We start from the raw sequence: 19,137 nt of genomic DNA, 5'->3' as shown, positions 1-19,137 counted from the left end.
CCGCGGCTTGCGCGGTCTGTTTGGATCGATGGCATGCAGACCTGGCCCGGACGCCCCTACCCGCTGGGCGCGACGTTCGACGGCACCGGCACGAACTTCGCGCTCTTCTCCTCCGTCGCCGAGCGCGTCCAGCTGTGCCTCCTCGCGGACGACGGCACCGAGCAGCGCGTCGACCTGCACGAGGTCGACGCGCACGTGTTCCACGTGTTCCTGCCCGGCGTCGGCCCCGGCACCCGTTACGGCTACCGGGTGCACGGTCCGTGGGACCCGGCGTCGGGCCACCGGTGCGACCCCACCAAGCTGCTGCTCGACCCGTACGCCAAGGCGATCGACGGGCAGATCGACGGCGACCAGGCGCTGTTCTCCTACAAGTTCAACGACGCCGCCGCCGCCGTGAGCGGCAAGGCCCCGTTCGGCACGGACTCGGCGCCGCACACGCTCACGTCCGTCGTCGTGAGCCCGTACTTCGACTGGGGGCACGACCGGCCGCCGCAGATCGACTACCACGACACCGTGCTCTACGAGGCGCACGTCAAGGGCATGACGATGCGCCACCCGGACGTGCCCGACGAGCTGCGCGGCAGCTACGCCGGCATGGCGCATCCCGCGGTGACCGACCATCTCAAGCGCCTGGGCGTCACCGCCGTCGAGCTCATGCCGGTGCACCAGTTCGTGCAGGACGCGACGCTGCAGGCCAAGGGTCTGGCCAACTACTGGGGCTACAACACCATCGGGTTCTTCGCGCCGCACAACGCGTACGCCGCCTACGGCAAGCGCGGCCAGCAGGTGCTCGAGTTCAAGGCGATGGTCAAGGCGCTGCACCAGGCGGGCATGGAGGTGATCCTCGACGTCGTCTACAACCACACCGCCGAGGGCAACCAGCTCGGGCCGACGCTCAGCTTCAAGGGCATCGACAACGCCGCCTACTACCGGCTGGTCGACGACGACGCCGCGCACTACTTCGACACCACCGGCACCGGGAACTCGCTGCTCATGCGCTCCCCCGCCGTGCTGCAGCTCATCATGGACTCGCTGCGGTACTGGGTCGAAGAGATGCACGTGGACGGGTTCCGGTTCGACCTCGCAGCCACCCTCGCCCGCCAGTTCCACGAGGTCGACAGGCTGAGCGCCTTCTTTGACATCGTCCACCAGGACCCGGTGATCTCCCAGGTCAAGCTGATCGCCGAGCCGTGGGACCTGGGCGACGGCGGCTACCAGGTGGGCGGGTTCCCGCCGCTCTGGACCGAGTGGAACGGCCGCTACCGAGACACCGTGCGTGACTTCTGGCGCGGCGAGCCTGCGACCCTGCCGGAGTTCGCCTCGCGCCTCACCGGATCCAGCGACCTGTACGAGCACTCGGGCCGCAAGCCGATCGCCAGCATCAACTTCGTCATCGCGCACGACGGGTTCACGCTCAACGACCTGGTGTCCTACAACGAGAAGCACAACGAGGCCAACGGCGAGGGCGGCAAGGACGGCGAGAGCTTCAACCGGTCGTGGAACTGCGGCGTCGAAGGGCCGACCGACGACCCCGAGGTCGTCGCGCTGCGCGCGCGGCAGCGGCGCAACTTCCTGACAACGCTGCTGCTGAGCCAGGGCGTGCCGATGCTCGCGCACGGCGACGAGCTGGGCCGCACGCAGGGCGGCAACAACAACGGCTACGCCCAGGACAACGAGACCACCTGGATGGACTGGGACCTGTCGCCCGCCGGCGCAGACCTGCTCGAGTTCACCCGCCGGCTCGTGCGACTGCGCCTCGACCACCCGGTGCTGCACCGCCGCGCGTTCTTCGCCGGCGCCGAGCTCGGCGCCGAGTCCCCCGCGGCGGACGGGTCCGGCGAGCTGCCCGAGATCGACTGGCTCGACCTCACCGGCGCCCGCATGGACGGTACCGACTGGGCCAACGGCTTCGCCCGCTCGCTCATGGTGTTCCTCAACGGCGACGCGATGTCCGAGGTGGACCGCCGCGGCGGGACGCTCGTCGACGACGCGTTCCTGCTGCTCTTCAACGCCCACTCGGAGGACCTCGACTTCGTGCTGCCCCCGGCGGCGTACGCGAAGCGGTGGACCACCGTCCTGGACACGGACAGCTCTACCGCAGAGGGCGACACGCACCAGGCCGGTGCGACACTGACGGTGACCGGCCGCAGCGTGGTGGTGCTCACACGCCCGTCGCTGCGGCGCCCCGCGCGGACGGCGACCGGCCGGACCGGGGCCGCCGTGTCGACCTAGCCCGGGGCCTCGCCGCGGCCTGGTGCCCGCGTGAAGAGTCAGTCCAGCGAGATGACGCCTGCCTGAATCAGGTGCGGCTTGCTGGGGTCGAAGGAGTCGTTGAACGTGGGCCCCGTGATCACGAAGACGAGGCCGGGGCGCTGCCACGACCCGGGGCTGTCCAGCGGCACGGTGAACCGGCTGTACCCGGCCGGCATCGGCGACGAGACCCTCGTCCACCTGCCGGGGGCTCCGAGGTCCCGGTTGATGAAGAAGTCCTGCGCGTCGGCGTCCGAGACGACGAGCGTTCCGTTGTTGCTCCCGGAGCTCGACCAGGTCACGACAGGAGCGGCGTTCGGGGCGTGGCCACCCTGGTCCACGAGCGCGACGGCCTCGGAGAAGCGGAACTCCTCCGGGTCCTTCGCGATCCGGTAGTGCACCGGGTAGGTGCCGTCGGGCAGCCCGAGCTCGTAGGTCATGATCCACAGGTTCTCGTTCAGCTGTGCCACGGTGGTCATGCCGGGCCGCTGCACGTACTCCGTGCCGGTCGCGTCGTCGACGACGGGGCCCCACGTGTGCAGGTCCGTGCTCGTCTGGTGTGCGAGCTTCTGGCCGAAGCTCGGGTCTCGCTGGTCGGAGTAGTAGCAGATCAGCTTGTCCTTGTTCAGGAGCAGGAACGGCTCCCACACCGGCGTCGCGCCGTTGGTCGTGTCGGGCGGGCCGCCCTGGGCCACCGTGCTCACGAGCTCCCAGGTCAGCCCGGCATCGGTGCTGGCGTACAGCTGGATGTTCGTGCTCTTGATCGAGAAGTTCGTGAGGTCGAAGGGCCAGAAGTTGCACGCGAAGAGCAGCGCACCCTTGGGCAGGCCGGCGAAGGCGCGGGGGAGCTCGTACAGGTGCGGCTGGACGTACAGCCCGGGGGCCGCGGTCGCGCCGAGGACGCTGCCATGCTGCGTCCAGGTGCGGCCGTCGTCGTCGCTGCGGAAGAGGGGGAAGGCGAGGCCACCAAAACTCTGGTAGGTGGCGAGAAGGGTGCGCGACCGCCCCGGCTGCGAAGTACTGAGCCGCACAGCGCGTGCGTACGACGCGCCCGCGGCGCCGCCGTCCGTCACGGTCACCGGGCCGAACGGAACCTCGTCGCTCGGCTTCCCGGAGCTCCCGTTGCCGGAGTCTCCGGGAGCGGCGAGCGCGGGTGCGGGGACGCCGAAGGCCGAGAGGCCCACGGCCGACAGTCCTGCCGCCACCGCCCCGGTGCGGATGAGGGTGCGACGCGAGAACGCGGAAGGGTAGCTGACCGACGCGTCGGGTTGCGATCCTGGCTGGTCGTGCACGAGTACCTCCTCATCGAAGTAGTCGTCCTCTGGTCGTGGACCTCAGTGTCCGCGCCGCGCGCGAGGGCAACGTCGGGACAGTAACCCGGGGTTAGTTTTGCGGCAAGCGTAATTCCAGGTCCCGGACCCCGAAGCACCTCACCGCCACCGCTGCATGGGGGCGTCCGAGAAGGACGTGCCGACTCAGTTGTTCGACAGGCTCTAGGGTGACCCCTGTGAGCACCGGGTCCCGGCCCCCTCAGCCTGGGCCGATGATCTCCTGGCCCGGCCCGCGCCCCATCCTGTGGGCGCCGCACGCACGCACCGTCGACGTCGTCGTGCACGGGCCCGAAGGGCCTCGCACGCATGCGCTCCGGCTGGTCGGGGCGCACAAGCCCGGCTACTGGGGGGCCGACGACGAACTCGAGCCCGGCACGGAGTTCGGGTTCTCGATCGACGGCCGCCCCACCGTCGCAGACCCCACCGGCACCACCTTCCCCGACGGGATCGGGGGCCTGTCCCGCGTGCTCGAGCCGTTCTCCGGCTGGACCGACGAGGGCTGGCGGCCGCCCGAGATCGGCACCGGTGTGCTGCTGCACCTCGACGTCGCCACGGCTACCTCCGCCGGCACGCTCGACGCCGCCGCCGCGCTGCTGCCGCGCATCGCCGCGGCCGGCGTGCACGGCGTCGAGCTCGCCCCGCTCGCGGCCCACGACCCCGACGCCGGCCCCGCCGCCGGCGTGCGGCTGTTCGCCGTGCACGAGCCGCTGGGCGGCGTGCTCGCGCTCGCCCGGTTCGTCGACGCCGCGCACGCCGCCGGGCTCGCCGTCGTGCTCACACCGCCGCACCGGTGGGCGGTGGCGCCGGCGCTGGGGCTCGAGGTCTTCGGGCCGTACGCCGTCGACGGGCGGCTCAACCTCGAGGGCTCAGGAAGCCGGGGCGTGCGCGAGTTCCTGTCCGCGGACGCCGAGCGGTGGTTCGCCGAGCTGCACGTCGACGGGCTCGCGCTCGACGTCGAGGCGCTCGCGGACCGCTCCGCCCTGCCCTACCTCGCCGAGCTCGCGGTCGAGACGGTCACGTTCTCGGAGGAGCTCGGGCGCGCACTGACGCTGTTCATCGACGGGCCGGGCCGCTCCGACCGCCTCACCGGGGCGTTGCACCGGCTGCTCGGGTCCGGCGGGTCACCCGACGCTGCGGCCCTGGAAGACATTCGCGGCCTGTCGCGCACCCTCACCCCGGCCGCACGGCTGCCGCTGCGCGCCGACCCCCTCGTGCGCCGCGCGCACCCCACCACGCTGCGCGCGGCGTCGATCGTCGTCGGCGACCTGACACGGCTGCCGGGGGCCCGCCGGGCCATGCCGTGGGCGCCGGCCTGGGACCCGGCCTTGCCCACGGACCTCGACGCGCGCGCGAGCACGCTCGCGTTCGTGCTGCTCGCGGGCAACCCGCTGGTGCTCGACACCGGGCACCTGCCCGTCGGTGAGCAGGGCCCCGACGCTCGGCGGCTCCTCGCGTGGGCCGCCCGTCTCGCCGGGCTGCGCGCCGAGGTGGCCGCGCAGCTCGCGCTCGGGCACGACATCCGCGCCACCGACAGCGCCCTGGTGGTGAGGCGCGGACGCCACGCCGTCGTGCTGGCCTGGGGCGCGACGGACGCGCGGGTGCCGCTCGACGCCGTGCTCCCCGGGAGCGCCCACCTCTGGGAGCTGGTCGCTGCCTGGGCCCCCGGCACGGCCCTCGAGTCCGGCGTCCTCGACCTCCCCGCGCGGACGACGGCCGTGCTTCGCGCGCGAGCGTGAGGGCCCGGCGCTACGCTCGCGCACCAGACGGCACGAGCGGCACGAGGGAGTGACGAGTCGCGATGAGCGGACGGCACAGCAAGAACGACCTGGAGCGCACGGCCGACGACGACGTGCTGCACGACCTCGAGGATCGCTGGGAGGAGCCCTCGGCGTCGGCCCTGCGCTGGCACAAGGACCTGGACGTGCGCGAGCTCGACTGCGACAGCACCCCGGGCTGGGACGGGGACCGCGAGGAGGCCGAGCGGCTCATCGCCGCGCACGCGACCGAGCTGGACGACCTGCAGGAACGGTTGTTCGCCGACGGGCGCACGGGTGGCGGCCGCGCGGTGCTGCTGATGCTCCAGGGCCTCGACACCGCCGGCAAGGGCGGGATCGTGCGGCACGTCATCGGGCTCGTGGACCCGCAGGGTGTGCAGCACCACGCGTTCGGCGTGCCCACCGAGGAGGAGGCGAAGCACGACTACCTCTGGCGCATCCGCAGAGCGCTGCCCAAGCCCGGATACATCGGCGTGTTCGACCGGTCGCACAACGAGCAGGTCCTCGTGGTCCGCGTCGAGGGGCTCGAGCCTGAGGAGACCTGGCAGAAGCACTACGACGAGATCAACGCGTTCGAGGCCGAGGTCGCCGCCGCCGGGACGACCATCGTCAAAATCGCGCTCATCGTCTCCAAGGACGAGCAGAAGGCGCGGCTCGCGGAACGCCTCGAGCGGCCCGACAAGTACTGGAAGTACAACCCCGGCGACCTCGAGACGCGCGCGAAGTTCGCGGACTACCTCGACGCCTACCAGGACATGCTGGAGCGGACCTCCACCGACGTGGCGCCGTGGCACGTGGTCCCCGCGGACAAGAAGTGGTTCGCCCGCCTCGCGGTGACCGAGCTGGTGCTGAGTGCGCTGCGCGCCCTCGACCTGGGCTGGCCGCCGGCGGAGTTCGACGTCGAGGAGCAGAAGAAGCTGCTCGAGGAAAACTAAGAGCGCGCGCCGGTTCGCGAAGATCGCCACCCGATGAGAATGCCTGGATCGATGGCGTCAGTGCTTCGCTCCAGCGGCGCAGTTCGAGTCGTGCGCGTCACTGCCGGGTGCCTACGAGAGCATCGGCCCGCGCCTCGGGAACTCCGAGGATGAGCAGACTCGTGATCGTTGCCGCGCGAGCGCCGAGCGTCCCACGAGAAAGGTCGTACTCCGCGATGGCGAACACGGCGGCATACGCGACCTGGCTGAGAATCTCTGCGGGCAGGTGTCGTCCAAACACCTCGCTCTCCTGGCCGCGCTCCACGAGGTCGGCAAGGGTCTTGTCGACTGGTCCGAGCAGGGCGTGGATCTCCTCGCCGTACTCGCCGCGCCGAAGCACCAGCAGCACTCGGTAACGGCGCGTCAGTGGCCACACGCGGGCGATGAAGTCGACCCACACCGCTTCGGCGGCTCCCTCGGAGGCGTTCACCTCGGCGAGCACAGCAGCGATCTCCTCCACTGCCCGTCGCGCGAGGGTTCGCACAAGGTCGGTGCGGGACGGGAAGTGGCCGTAGACGGTGCGACGGACGACGCCCGCGGCGGCGGCGATGTCGCCCATACCGGCGTCCGGGCTGTGTCCCAAGACGTCGAGTGCGACGTCGAGGATGCGGTTCCGTGTGTCGTTCATGGAGCGCGCCCGGGCGGATTCGATCTGCACAGTCAGAGTATTGCACACCAGTGTGCACCGGGGTAGGCTGCACACCGGTGTGCAGCGAAGGGCTGCGCTGTGAGTCACAGTTCAGGAGAACAAGCCAATGACCGCACCGACGTCGGCACCCTCAACCCTCATCCGCCCATTCAATGTCGCGATCCCGGACTCCGAGATCGAGGACTTGAAGCGGCGACTCGCCAATACTCGATGGCCGAATCCCGAGACAGTCTCCGACTGGTCGCAGGGCGTTCGCTTGGAGAACGTCAAGTCGCTCGTCGACTATTGGGAGCGAGAGTACGACTGGCGCCGGTTCGAGTCGGAGCTCAATCGTTTCCCTCACTTCCAGACCGCGATCGACGGACTGGATATTCACTTCATCCATGTCAAGTCCAAGAATCCGAACGCGATGCCCCTCATCTTGACGCATGGATGGCCCGGTTCGATTGTTGAGTTCCTCAAACTGATTGGTCCACTGACCGACCCGGTGGCGTTCGGGGGAAACGTCGAAGATTCATTCGACGTCGTCGTCCCGTCGCTCCCCGGATTTGGGTTTTCCCAGAAGCCGAGCGATACGGGATGGACTGTCTCGCGTATCGCAACTACGTGGGTGGAACTCATGAAGCGCCTTGGCTATAGAAACTGGGCCGCTCAAGGCGGTGATTGGGGTGCCGTCGTCACGACCGCTCTCGGGGCCATGCGGCCTGAGGGCCTTCTCGGGATTCACTTGAACACTCAATACGTTTTTCCTGCGCAGATACCCGACACGCTGTCGGACGAGGAGCGCTACGCCGTGGACACCCTCGCCCTCTACGCGGGCGATCTCGGTGGATCAAACCACGTTCAGGCCACGAAGCCAGGAACCGTCGGGATCGCTCTGGCGGACTCTCCCGCTGGACAGGCGGCTTGGATCTACGAGAAGTTTCAATCCAAGACGGACAATCACGGGCTCGCTGAGGACGCTCTCAGCACCGATGACATGCTCGACGCAATATCTCTCTACTGGTATACAAACAGTGCCGCGTCGTCCGGCCGCATCTACTGGGAGAACAAGTCCGGCAGCCTGGCTGGCCCCAAGCTGGCCCTACCGGTCGCGGTGACCGTGTTCCCACGCGATATCCCACGCCCGCCCCGAAGCTGGATCGAAAATACGTACGCGAACGTGATTTACTACGGCGAGGCCGACAAGGGCGGACACTTCGCGGCTTTCGAGCAGCCCGAGATCCTGGTCAACGAAGTTCGCGCCGGTCTGAGGAGTCTCCGCTCTCTGGCCTGACGTGGGGATGGTTGGTCCACCCGGAGGCCGTCCGCTAGGCCATCCCTAGTTCTGGAAGTACAACCCCGACGACCTCGAGACGCGCGCGAAGTTCGCGGACGGCCTCCACGCCTACCAGGACAGGAGCGATGCCTCGTCTCCTGCATCTCCGTCGAGCGCCTGGCAGCGCTGCGGCCAGACTCAGCCGGCCTCGAGCGGCCGTGAGGCGAGCGCGCGCCCGTCCTCAGCGAGGGCGCCCAGGCGGGACAGCGCACGGAAGTACTTCTTGCGGTAGCCGCCGCGCAGCATCTCGTCCGTGAACAGGCCCTTCTCGCCCGCACCCGCGAGCAGCACCGGGACGTCGCGGTCGTACAGGCGGTCCACCAGGACGACGAGCCGCAGCGCGACCTCCTGGCGCGTCACCGGCCGCACGTCCGTCAGCGCGAGCAGCCCGACGCCGTCAAGCAGGGCGCCGTAGCGGCTCGGGTGCACGCCGCCGAGGTGGTCCAGCAGGCCTTCGAAGGTGTCGAGGGTCGCGTCCGGGCGAGCTGCCGCGACCGCCGCGACGACGTCCGCCGGCAACGGCTCGGAGTCGGTGACGACCGCGCGGTGGCGGTAGTCGTCACCGTCGACCCGCAGCACCTCGAAGCGCGCGGCCAGGGCCTGGATCTCGCGCAGGAAGTCCTCGGCCGCGAACCGGCCCTCCCCCAGCGCCTCGGGCAGCGTGTTGCTCGTGGCGGCCATGGCGACACCCCGGTCGGTGAGCTCGCGCAGCAGGCGGCTCATGAGGGTGGTGTCGCCGGCGTCGTCGAGCTCGAACTCGTCGATGCACACGAGCTTCTTGGCGGCGAGCGCGTCGACCGTCGGCAGGAACCCGAGCGCCCCGACCAGGTTGGTGTACTCGACGAACGTGCCGTACGCGGTGTGCTCCACGCCGACGGCGTGTGCGAGCGAGGCGAGCAGGTGCGTCTTGCCGACGCCGAAGCCACCGTCGAGGTACACGGCCGGGGCGCCGGCGGCTCGGCGGCGACCGCCGAACAGGCCACGCGCGCGCGGCGGCGCCGCGATCTCCTGGGCGGCCTCCTCGAGCCGCGCGAGCGTCGCGGCCTGGCTCGGGAACGCGGGGTTGGCGCGGTACGTGGCGAAGCGCGCCTGCGCGAAGTGGCGCGGCGGCACCAGGTCGGCGAGGAGGCGCTGCGGCGAGGCTGCCGGCCGGACCGCCGTGAGCGACGCGGCGCGGGGCGCGTGGCCGTCGACGGCGGGGTCGGTGGGGTGAGTCGGGGCGCTCGTCACGGGGGTCAAGGTTACGCGCCGTCAGCACCGGTGCCCTTGTGAGGTGGGACACTGCGCGCATGGCCGCCCCCGACCTGAACCTGCTGGTCCCCGACCCGCGCCCCGTGCCCGCCGACGACGCCGAGGCGGCGCTCGCGGAGCTCTACCGCCACGAGCCCGGCGTCGTGCGGGCCAACATGGTCAGCTCGGTCGACGGCGCCGCCTGGGGCGCGACGCACCTTTCGGGGGACCTCAACGACGCCGCGGACTACCGCGTCTTCCGGGTGCTGCGCGCCCTCGCCGACATCGTTGTCGTGGGCGCGGGGACGGCTCGGACCGAGCGGTACGACCAGGTCGCCCGCCCGGACGGCCTGGCCCACCTGGCGCCGTCGGACGCGCCGCTGCGGCTCGCGCTCGTGACGCGCAGCGGGGCGGTGCCGCCGTCGACGACGGTGGGCGACCGGCCGCCGCTGATCATCACCGGGAGCGCCGGGGCCGAGGTGGCGCGCAGCGTGGTGCCCGCAGAGAACGTGCTGGTGCACGGGACGGACGCCCCCGACCTGCGCTCCGCGCTCGGCGAGCTCGCCGATCGCGGGCTGACCCGCGTGCTCACCGAGGGCGGCCCGCACCTGCTGGCATCGCTCCTGGCCGCCGGGGTGCTCGACGAGCTGTGCCTGACGACGACGGCGCTGCTCGAGGGGCCGCTGCCGGGCCGGATCGTGGCGGGCGGGGAGGCGATGCCGCAGCGCGCAGCGACGCTCGGCCACCTGCTGCACGACCCCGCCGCGCACACGCTCCTGGCGCGCTGGATCCTCTGAGACCGGCGACGACCTGGGCACGCCCGGGGGCGCGCGCGAGGTTCACGCGCGCGCTAGGTTCACAGCATGACGACCGAACCCGTCCCCGGCCCCGAGACGCCCGCGCCCGACGTCGTCCTGGTCCTCACCGAGGCCACGCTCACTTCCGCCGACGTCGAGCATCTGCTCGACCTGTACCGGGACCGGGACGGCGACGGCGTCCCCGACCCGCTGCAGTTCCGGGTTCTCGTCTCCACGGAGACGGAGCGGCACGGGCTCGCGTCCTTCATCGACCACATCGGCTCGGGCGAGCTGCGCGAGGCGTGGGACGAGCTGCGCGGCAAGCCCGTCGAGCACAAGCCGGCCGCGCCGGCGTCCGAGCAGCTCGAGCAGAACATCGCCGCGCTGCGCGCCGCCGGCGTCGAGTCGGACGGCACGGTCACGCACGACGACCCTTTGCCCGCGCTCCAGGCGGCCGTGGCCGCGGGCGACGTGCGCGAGGTCGTCGTGGTGACGTACCCGCACGCGGTCGAGGACACGCTCCACTCCGACTGGGCGTCGCGGGCCCGCGAGGCGCTGAGCGTGCCGGTGCTGCACCTGTACGCGGGCACGAGCGAGCTCGGGTAGCCGGGTCAGCTGCTCCGGACGGGTGCGGTGCGGGGCTGCCTCTCCTCGCGGACCCTGTGCCCGGCCGTGACGATCGTGGCGCGGACCAGCTGGTCCATCGAGTCCAGGAACGGCGGCTCGTCGAGCAGCCCGTGGTCGACGGCGGCGACGGACAGCTCGGTGCACCCGAGCACGACGACGCCCGCACCCCGCTCCACGAGCCGGCCGGCGACGGCGCGCAGCACGTCGACGTCGGCCGGCTGGCCCGCCTTCACCTGGTCGTAGATGACCGTGCTGATCGCGGCCTGGTCGGCGTCGTCGGGGGTGAGCACCTGGACGCCGCGCGCGGCGAACGCGTCGTGGTAGACGCGGGACGCTACGGTACCGGCCGTGGCCAGCAGCCCGGCCTTCCCCAGCCCGGGCACCCGGGCCAGCGCGGCCTCGACCGTGACGTCGATGATCGACACGAACGGCACGCTGATCGCGTCGAGCACCTGCTGCGTGAAGTAGTGCGCGGTGTTGCACGGCATCACGAGAAAGTCGACGCCGAACCGCTGCAGCCGGCGGGCGTCGTTCGCGAGCACGGGCGCCGGGTCCTCGTCCGACCGGCCCAGCACGAACGCCGTGCGGTCCGGGATCGTGGCGTGGTTGAGCACCACCATGTCCACGTGGTCCTGGTCGCGGTCGGCCTCCGTGGAGACCACCACGCGCTGGAGGAAGTACGCCGTGGCCAGCGGCCCGACGCCCCCCAGCACGCCGACCAGGGAGCCGGTCACCGCCCGGCCTCCCAGAGCTTCCGGGCGTCCGCGACCGGGTAGTGCCGGGCGTACTTGCGGAAGTGGTTGACCTGGGCCACCAGCAGGTACGCGACGCGGCGCGGGTCCCACTCGTGGCGGTACCACAGCGGGTTGGTGGCCTTGCGGGTCATGAGCAGGCGACGCGCGCGACCCCGCAGCCGGGGGTCGAACAGGTAGCGCAACAGCAGCGCGCCGGGCAGCACGGTGTACAGGTGCTCGCCGTCCAGCGCGCCGTCGCCGTTCACCGGCGCGCGCGGGCCGAGCACGGCGCGCGGGTCCGGGTCGAGGCCCTGCAGGTGCTCGTGGACGTAGAACTTCACCGCGTTGGTTCCCGCGGCCGTGATGTAGAAGTTCGAGCGTCCCAGGCGCGGGTTGAGCTCGAAGAACACGTACCGGCCGTCACGCGGGTCGTACTTGAGGTCGAAGTTCGCGAACCCCGTCCAGCCCACGTGCTCGAGCAGGCGCCGGGCCTGGTCGACGACGTCGGGCTGGAGCTCCGTGATGATCCCGGCCGGGTTGCCGAGCGCGCCCGGCGCGTGCTCCTCGAGCAGCACGTGCCCGAAGGCCGAGAACCGCACCTTGCCCTGCGCGTCCGAGTAGCAGGTGAGGATGCGCATCCCGGAGTCGTCGCCCGGGATGTAGTCCTGGATGATGAACGCGCCGCGGTAGCCGCCGTCGTGCACCCGCTTGAGCAGGCCCACCAGCTCCGCGCGCGTGCCCACGGTGAAGACCTTCTTCTTCCCCTCGAACTCGGCGTCGTGGTAGGCCGCGCTGCTGGCCGCCTTGGCGATGACCGGGAACGTGAGGCCGCTCGTGTCGGGCTCGCCGCTCGAGGCGACGTCGTGCACCACCGTGGTGGGGTGCGCGATGCCGAGCTCCGCGCAGAGCGCGCCGAACTCCTCCTTGTCGGTGAGGCGGTCGAACAGCGCCTGACCGACGTAGGGCACCACGTAGCGGTCGGTCAGGCGGTCAGCGTTGGCGACCAGCGTGCCGACGAGCCAGTCGGCGCTCGCGACGACGACGAGGTCGGCGTCGGCGTGCTGGCGCGCGACGGCGTGCAGCCGCGCGACGATCGCCTCCGGGTCGTCGATGCCGGGCTCGACGACGTGGTCGAGGATGCGCGAGTGGCGCACCAGACCCGTCGACGCGCCGCTGATGACGACCGATCGCACCCCGAACGCCTCGTGGAACGTGCGGGCGAGGCTGTACGCGCCGATGTCGCCGCCGAGGACGACGGGCTGCAGGCGGCGGCTCATGCGGCCTCCCTCGAGACGGACACCGAGGCGTTCGCAGCGTGGTTCTTGCGCAGCGCCTCCACCGGGTAGAACTCGCGGTACTTGCGCACGTGGTTGACCAGCGCGGTGAGGATGTACAGACGACGGCGCCAGCCGGCGTCGGCCTTGTACCGCAGCGGGTGCACGGTCTTGCCGCTCTTCATCAGGCGCACGACGCGCGCGTTGAGCACCGGGTCGAGCACGTAGCGGCGCAGCAGGGAGTGCGGCACCACGCAGTACAGGACCTCGCGCTCCGCGGTCACCGGCGCGCGCCGGATCCCGTGCACGACGTCGTCGACCAGCACCTCGGTCGGGTTCTGGCCCCCGGCCGTGAGGTAGTAGTTGTTGCGGCCGATGCGGGGGTTCTGCTCGAAGAACTTGAACACGCCGTCACGCGGGTCCAGCTTGACGTCGAAGTTCGCGAACCCGCGCCAGCCCGTGTGCTCGAGCAGCCGCTGGGCGGCGTCGAGGATCGGGTCGATCCGCTCGACGATCATCGCCGAGGGGTTGCCGCGCGCCGCCGGCGTGCGCTCCTCGAGCAGCACGCGCGCCGAGCAGCGCAGCGTGACCCGGCCCGACGTGTCCGCGTACGCGGTGACCGAGCGCATCTGCGTGTCGTCGCCCGGGATCATCTCCTGAACCAGGAACCGGCCCTGGAAGCCGGCCCCGCGCAGGCTCGCGTAGAGCCGGTCGAGCTCGGCCTGGTCGGCGATCTCGAAGATCTTCTTCTTCCCGGCGAACCGCACCTCGTGGTAGTCCGCGCTGCTGGCGGGCTTGGCGATGACGGGAAACGGGAAGGAGACCGGGAGCGGCGCCCACGCCGGGTCGGCGGCGTTCGCGAAGTCCTGGATCACCGTGCCGGGCACGGGGATGCCCAGCTCGGTGCAGGCCGCCGCGAACTCGGCCTTGTCCGAGATGCGGTCGATGAGCGCGGTGTCCGCGAACGGCACCACGTACCCGACCGCCTCGAGCTCGGACCGGTGGTGCGCGAGGATGCGCACCACCCAGTCCATGTTGGTCAGCGCGACGAGCCGCTCGCGGCGCGCCGCGGTGCGGTGCTGATCGGCGATCCGGACGAGGGTGCCGATGATCTCCTCGGCCGACGTCCCGCACAGGGTGAGGTCGATGATCGCCGAGCCCACGATGGGCCCGGGCTCGGCGAACGCGGCGACGGTCGAGCGCACGCCGTACCGCTCGTGGAACGAGCGGGCCAGGCCGTACACGCCGATGTCGGAACCGACGATGACGGGACGGACGGGGGCGTCCGTGGTCTCGCGACGAGAGACTGTGGTGCTCACAGCTCTGCTCACGCCTCCGACTCGGTGCGGTCGCCCGACCACTCGGTGTGGAACGTGCCGTCCTTGTCGACGCGGCGGTACGTGTGCGCGCCGAAGAAGTCGCGCTGCGCCTGGATCAGCGCGGCGGGCAGCCGCTCGGCGCGGACGCCGTCGTAGTAGGCGAGCGACGACGAGAACGCCGGCGTCGGGACGCCGTGCGTGGCGGCCGCGGCGACGACGCGACGCCAGGCGGCGAGGCCGTTGCCGACCGCGTCCGTGAAGTACGGGTCGGCCAGCAGCAGCGGCAGGTTCGCGTCGCGCTCGTACGCCTCCGTGATGCGGTTGAGGAACCGCGCACGGATGATGCAGCCGCCGCGCCAGATGCGCGCCATGGCGCCACGGTCGATGCTCCAGTCGTTCTCGGCCGACGCGGCCGCGATCTGGTCGAAGCCCTGTGAGTAGGCGACCACCTTGGAGGCGTACAGGGCGAGGCGGACGTCCTCGATGAACGCGTCGCGGTCGGTCACCGACCAGGTCTCGGCGTCGGCGGGCAGGGCCGCGCGGCCGGCCTCGCGCTGCGGCACGCCGCCCGACAGGGCGCGGGCGAACGTCGCCTCGGCGATGCCCGTGATCGGCACGCCCAGGTCGAGGCCGTTCTGCACCGTCCAGCGGCCGGTGCCCTTCTGCTCCGCCTGGTCGAGGATGACGTCGACAAAGGCTCGACCTGTCGCTTCGTCGACGTGCTGCAGGACGTCCGCGGAGATCTCGATGAGGAACGACTCGAGGTCGCCGGTGTTCCACCGCGCGAAGATCTCGCCGATCTCGCCGGCCGAGGCACCCAGGCCCTGGCGCAGCAGGTCGTACGCCTCGGCGATGAGCTGCATGTCGGCGTACTCGATGCCGTTGTGCACCATCTTGACGAAGTGGCCGGCACCGTCGGAGCCGACGTAGGTACAGCACGGGACGCCGTCCACCTTGGCCGAGATGTCCTCGAGGATCGGGCCCAGCGACGTGTAGGACTCGGCGGTTCCGCCCGGCATGCTCGAGGGGCCGTTGAGCGCGCCCTCCTCGCCGCCCGAGACGCCGGTGCCGACGAAGTGCAGGCCGTGCTCGCGCAGCGCGCGCTCGCGGCGGATCGTGTCGGGGAAGTGCGCGTTGCCGGCGTCGACAACGATGTCGCCCTCCTCCAGGAGAGGCACCAGCTCGTCGATGACGGCGTCGGTCGGGCCGCCGGCCTTGACCATGATGACGACCTTGCGCGGGCGCTCGAGCGAGGCGACGAAGTCGGCCATCGACTCGGACGGGACGAACGCGCCCTCGTGCCCCGCCTCGTCCATCAGCGACTGCGTCTTGGCGAAGCTGCGGTTGTGCACGGCCACGGTGTACCCGTGCCGGGCGAAGTTGCGGGCCAGGTTGCGGCCCATGACCGCCAGGCCGGTGACACCGATCTGCGCCGTGCCCGCCGGAGTGGTCTCGCTCATCGTTCGTCTGCTCCTCGTCGTCATGACCGTCCCTCGCGGCGCCCCCGCGGGTGCGCGCGCAACCGGGGCCAGCCTAGTGGGGTGCACGGCAGTGGCCATGACACAGGTCACGATCCGGTCGCGACCGGAGCGCCCGTGCGGCGAGGCTCCCGACGACGGCGCCCGCGCGGCCTAGCGTAAGTACGTGACGCCCGACCAACGGGAGATCCCCGCACGCTTCGCGGCCGCGCTGACGTCGATGCGCCGGCCCCGCCTCCGCCCCGAGGTCCGTCTGCAGGAGGTGCCCGGCCCGGGGCGCATCGCGCCCTGGACCGCGGCCCTCGAGGGCGAGGTGAGCGTGGGCGGCCACGAGCTCGCCACGGGCCGCTTCGTGGTGCTCCACGACCCGGCCGGGCAGGAGACCTGGAGGGGTGACTTCCGCGTCGTGACGCTCGTGCGCGCGACGCTCGAGCCCGAGATGGCGGCCGACCCCATGCTCGCGGACGTCGCCTGGAGCTGGGTCACCGAGGCGGTCGAGGCGGCCGGAGTCGGCGTCGTCGCGCTGGGCGGGACGGTGACGCGCGTCGTGTCGAGCAGCTTCGGGGCGCTCGAGGGCACGCCCGACGCCGTCGACCTCGAGCTGCGCGCGTCGTGGACCCCGACGGACACCACGCTCGGCGCGCACCTGCACCTATGGGCCGATCTCATGGCCACGGTGGGCGGGCTGCCGCCCCTGCCGGACGGCGTCACGGCGCTGACGTCGCGGCGAACCGGCTTACGGTAGGCCCGTGACGCAGTCGCCCCAGCACACGGAAGCCCCCGAGAGAACGGTCGTCCCCCTCACCGAGCCCGCCGACGGCGTCGGCGAGGTCGTCGCCACCCCCGCCGGCCTCGCCAAGGTGGTCGCGGCATTCGGCGGGGGCAGGGGCGCCGTCGCCGCCGACGCCGAGCGGGCGTCCGGCTACCGCTACGGGCAGGCCACCTACCTCATCCAGCTGCGCCGCGAGGGCGCGGGCACGGCCCTGGTCGACCCGGTCGCGCTGCCGGACCTGTCCGCGCTGGGCACCGCCGTCGGCGACGCGGAGTGGGTGCTGCATGCCGCGTCGCAGGACCTGCCGGGCCTGGTCGCCCACGGGCTGCTCCCGGCCCGCGTCTTCGACACCGAGCTCGCGGCGCGCCTGCTGGGCATGGAGCGCGTGGGGCTGGCCGCCGTCGTGGCGGAGCTGCTGGGGCTCGGGCTCGCCAAGGAGCACTCGGCCGTGGACTGGTCGACGCGCCCGCTCCCGGTGGACTGGCTGCGCTACGCCGCGCTCGACGTCGAGGTGCTGGTCGAGCTCCGCGACGTCCTGGCGCAGCGGCTCGAGGACGCCGGCAAGGCCGAGTGGGCCGCGCAGGAGTTCGAGGCCGAGCGCACCGCTCCCCCGCCCCCGCCGCGCCAGGACCCGTGGCGGCGCGTCTCGGGGACCCACATGCTGCGCGACCGCCGCAAGCTCGCCATCGTGCGCTCGCTGTGGGAGGCGCGGGACGCCTCCGCACGGGCCCGCGACGTCGCGCCCGGCCGGGTGCTGCCGGACCGCGCGATCATCGCGGCCGCGCAGGCGATGCCGCGCACCGCGGGCCAGCTGGTCCAGATCGGCGAGTTCGCGGGCAAGGGCCAGCGGCGCAGGTCGGCGTCCTGGCAGCGCGCGATCGACGAGGCGATGGCGCTGCCGGAGACGGCCCTGCCGAGCCAGCGGGGTCCCAGCAACGACGGGCCGCCCCAGCCGCGCGTGTGGGCCGAGCGCAACCCGGAGGCGGCCCGCCGCCTGTCGGCCGCACGCGACCTGGTCGCGCGCACGTCGGAGGAGCTGCGCGTCCCGGTCGAGAACCTGCTCCAGCCGGACGCGCTGCGCCGCCTGTGCTGGACCCCGCCGCTGCCGGCCACGAGCGACTCGGTCGCAGCCTTCCTCCGCGGCCGCGGCGCGCGCGAGTGGCAGACCGACCTGCTGTCCGGCCCGCTGGCGACGCTGATCGCTCCCTGAGACCGCGTCTCAACACGGGCTTGTTTTTTCCGATACTGGCGGTAGCGTGTACCGCTGTGCCCCGGGTCACAGCCACGTAGTGTGGCTCGCGGGTCCACAGCGGCGTCGCTGGCACGGGACGCCGTCCCATCAGCCACGGATGGAGCTGACATGACCACCACCGCCCGGCGTCCGCACCTGCGCGACGTCGTCTTCGTCGACGGGGTCCGCACCCCCTTCGGCAAGGCCCGCCCCGACGGGCTCTACGCCGAGACGCGCGCCGACGACCTCATCGTCAAGGCCGTGCGCGAGCTGCTGCGCCGCCACCCCGAGCTTCCGCCCGAGCGCGTCGACGAGGTCGCGATCGCCGCCACGACCCAGCAGGGCGACCAGGGCATCACGCTGGGCCGCACCGTCGCGGTCCTCGCGGGCCTGCCCCGCAGCGTCCCGGGCTACGCCATCGACCGCATGTGCGCCGGCGGCATGACCGCCGTGACGACGACGGCGGCGGGCATCGCCGCCGGCCAGCAGGACGTCGTCGTCGCGGGCGGGGTCGAGCACATGGGCCACCACCCCATGGGCTTCGACGCCGACCCGAACCCGCGCTTCGTCGCGGAGCGCCTGGTCGACGCCGAGGCCCTCAACATGGGCGTCACGGCCGAGAACATCCACGACCGGATGCCGCACCTGACGAAGGAGCGCGCGGACGCCTACGCCGTCGCCAGCCAGGCGAAGTATGCGAAGGCGCTCGCCAACGGCGACGTCGGCCCCGAGATCGTCCCGGTCGCCGTCCGCTCCGCCGAGAAGGGATGGGGGCTCGCCACGGCCGACGAGCTGCCCCGCCCCGGCACCACCATCGAGGCGATCCGCGACCTCAAGACGCCGTTCCGCCCCGGTGGCCGCGTCACCGCGGGCAACGCCTCCCCCCTGACCGACGGCGCGACGGCGTCGCTGCTCGCCGCGGGCGACGTCGCCGCCGAGCTCGGCCTGCCGGTACGCATGCGCCTGGTCGCGTCCGCGTTCGCGGGCGTCGACCCCGCGGTCATGGGCCTGGGCCCCGTCCCGGCAACCGAGAAGGCGCTGGCCCGCGCGGGCCTGACCATCGACGACATCGGCCTGTTCGAGATCAACGAGGCGTTCGCCGTCCAGGTGCTCGCGTTCCTCGACCACTTCGGCCTCGCCGACGACGACGAGCGCGTCAACCCCTACGGCGGTGCGATCGCCGTGGGCCACCCGCTGGCGTCGTCGGGCGTGCGCCTCATGACGCAGCTCGCCCGGCAGCTCGAGCAGAACCCCCACGTCCGCTACGGGCTCACCACCATGTGCGTGGGCCTCGGCCAGGGGGGCACGGTGATCTGGGAGAACCCGCACCACGCCGACTACAGCGGCCACACGACCACCCCGTCCCAGGAGGCCTGAC

General features: G+C 71.9%; 16 protein-coding genes. 9 read left to right on the top strand and 7 right to left on the bottom strand.

All coding sequences use genetic code 11. The annotated features are described in order from the left end of the window. Positions 1-33 precede the first annotated feature (33 nt). Entirely contained in the window at positions 34-2,232 is a 2,199-nt protein-coding gene (gene glgX, locus ACO4JP_RS08810; RefSeq protein WP_425957001.1) for a glycogen debranching protein GlgX, read from the top strand. A 38-nt stretch (positions 2,233-2,270) separates the two neighbouring features. On the opposite strand, the gene ACO4JP_RS08805 is transcribed toward glgX, so the two are convergent. After that, on the bottom strand, positions 2,271-3,542 hold the full coding sequence (locus tag ACO4JP_RS08805) for a sialidase family protein (protein ID WP_425957000.1): 1,272 nt from the start codon (positions 3,540-3,542) through the stop codon (positions 2,271-2,273). 251 nt (positions 3,543-3,793) lie between these two features. On the opposite strand from ACO4JP_RS08805, the gene ACO4JP_RS08800 reads away from it, so the two are divergent. Both ACO4JP_RS08800 and ACO4JP_RS08795 read left to right on the top strand, forming a co-directional pair. Beyond that, positions 3,794-5,317 carry a hypothetical protein gene (locus ACO4JP_RS08800; protein WP_425956999.1) on the top strand — a complete coding sequence of 508 codons (1,524 nt, stop codon included), beginning with the start codon at positions 3,794-3,796 and terminating at the stop codon, positions 5,315-5,317. A gap of 62 nt (positions 5,318-5,379) precedes the next feature. After that, positions 5,380-6,291 (top strand): PPK2 family polyphosphate kinase, encoded by a 912-nt coding sequence (locus ACO4JP_RS08795; RefSeq protein ID WP_425956998.1) that lies wholly within the window; start codon positions 5,380-5,382, stop codon positions 6,289-6,291. Between the two features lie 97 nt (positions 6,292-6,388). Here the strand turns inward: ACO4JP_RS08795 and ACO4JP_RS08790 are convergent, their stop codons facing one another. Continuing rightward, positions 6,389-6,958, bottom strand: coding sequence for a TetR/AcrR family transcriptional regulator (locus ACO4JP_RS08790; RefSeq protein WP_425956997.1), 570 nt, complete (start codon positions 6,956-6,958; stop codon positions 6,389-6,391). Positions 6,959-7,085: 127 nt separating this feature from the next. On the opposite strand from ACO4JP_RS08790, the gene ACO4JP_RS08785 reads away from it, so the two are divergent. After that, positions 7,086-8,255 (top strand): epoxide hydrolase family protein, encoded by a 1,170-nt coding sequence (locus ACO4JP_RS08785; protein WP_425956996.1) that lies wholly within the window; start codon positions 7,086-7,088, stop codon positions 8,253-8,255. Between the two features lie 180 nt (positions 8,256-8,435). Here the strand turns inward: ACO4JP_RS08785 and zapE are convergent, their stop codons facing one another. Continuing rightward, the gene (zapE, locus tag ACO4JP_RS08780) at positions 8,436-9,527 is read right to left on the bottom strand and encodes a cell division protein ZapE (protein ID WP_425956995.1); all 1,092 of its coding nucleotides are present in this window, start codon (positions 9,525-9,527) and stop codon (positions 8,436-8,438) included. Between the two features lie 59 nt (positions 9,528-9,586). Between zapE and ACO4JP_RS08775 the strand changes: the two genes are divergently transcribed. Both ACO4JP_RS08775 and ACO4JP_RS08770 read left to right on the top strand, forming a co-directional pair. Further along, positions 9,587-10,324: a dihydrofolate reductase family protein gene (locus ACO4JP_RS08775; protein ID WP_425956994.1), complete on the top strand. Its 738-nt coding sequence runs from the start codon at positions 9,587-9,589 to the stop codon at positions 10,322-10,324. 66 nt (positions 10,325-10,390) lie between these two features. Continuing rightward, entirely contained in the window at positions 10,391-10,930 is a 540-nt protein-coding gene (locus tag ACO4JP_RS08770) for a hypothetical protein (RefSeq protein ID WP_425956993.1), read from the top strand. Positions 10,931-10,935: 5 nt separating this feature from the next. Here ACO4JP_RS08770 and ACO4JP_RS08765 read toward each other — a convergent pair whose 3' ends face one another. The 4 genes from ACO4JP_RS08765 to gndA are packed head-to-tail and all read right to left on the bottom strand — an operon-like array spanning position 10,936 to position 15,738. Next, positions 10,936-11,685, bottom strand: a complete 750-nt coding sequence (locus tag ACO4JP_RS08765) for an aspartate/glutamate racemase family protein (protein ID WP_425956992.1) — start codon at positions 11,683-11,685, stop codon at positions 10,936-10,938. Then, complete coding sequence (locus ACO4JP_RS08760) at positions 11,682-12,962, bottom strand: carboxylate--amine ligase (RefSeq protein WP_425956991.1); 1,281 nt, start codon at positions 12,960-12,962, stop codon at positions 11,682-11,684. Before ACO4JP_RS08760 ends, ACO4JP_RS08765 begins: the two co-directional genes overlap by 4 nt. Further along, on the bottom strand, positions 12,959-14,278 hold the full coding sequence (locus ACO4JP_RS08755) for a hypothetical protein (protein WP_425956990.1): 1,320 nt from the start codon (positions 14,276-14,278) through the stop codon (positions 12,959-12,961). Before ACO4JP_RS08755 ends, ACO4JP_RS08760 begins: the two co-directional genes overlap by 4 nt. An 8-nt stretch (positions 14,279-14,286) precedes the next feature. Then, positions 14,287-15,738, bottom strand: a complete 1,452-nt coding sequence (gndA, locus tag ACO4JP_RS08750) for an NADP-dependent phosphogluconate dehydrogenase (protein ID WP_425956989.1) — start codon at positions 15,736-15,738, stop codon at positions 14,287-14,289. A gap of 184 nt (positions 15,739-15,922) precedes the next feature. On the opposite strand from gndA, the gene ACO4JP_RS08745 reads away from it, so the two are divergent. The 3 genes from ACO4JP_RS08745 to ACO4JP_RS08735 all read left to right on the top strand — a co-directional run bounded on the left by ACO4JP_RS08745 (position 15,923) and on the right by ACO4JP_RS08735 (position 19,136). Continuing rightward, the gene (locus ACO4JP_RS08745; RefSeq protein ID WP_425956988.1) at positions 15,923-16,501 is read left to right on the top strand and encodes a DUF3000 domain-containing protein; all 579 of its coding nucleotides are present in this window, start codon (positions 15,923-15,925) and stop codon (positions 16,499-16,501) included. Between the two features lie 4 nt (positions 16,502-16,505). Then, entirely contained in the window at positions 16,506-17,738 is a 1,233-nt protein-coding gene (locus ACO4JP_RS08740) for an HRDC domain-containing protein (protein WP_425956987.1), read from the top strand. Between the two features lie 150 nt (positions 17,739-17,888). Continuing rightward, the gene (locus tag ACO4JP_RS08735) at positions 17,889-19,136 is read left to right on the top strand and encodes a thiolase family protein (RefSeq protein ID WP_425956986.1); all 1,248 of its coding nucleotides are present in this window, start codon (positions 17,889-17,891) and stop codon (positions 19,134-19,136) included. Position 19,137 lies beyond the last annotated feature (1 nt).

The sequence above is a fragment of the Xylanimonas sp. McL0601 genome, from assembly GCF_049852175.1.
Classification (GTDB): Bacteria; Actinomycetota; Actinomycetes; order Actinomycetales; family Cellulomonadaceae; genus Xylanimonas.
This window is presented reverse-complemented; position numbering and strand designations above follow the sequence as displayed.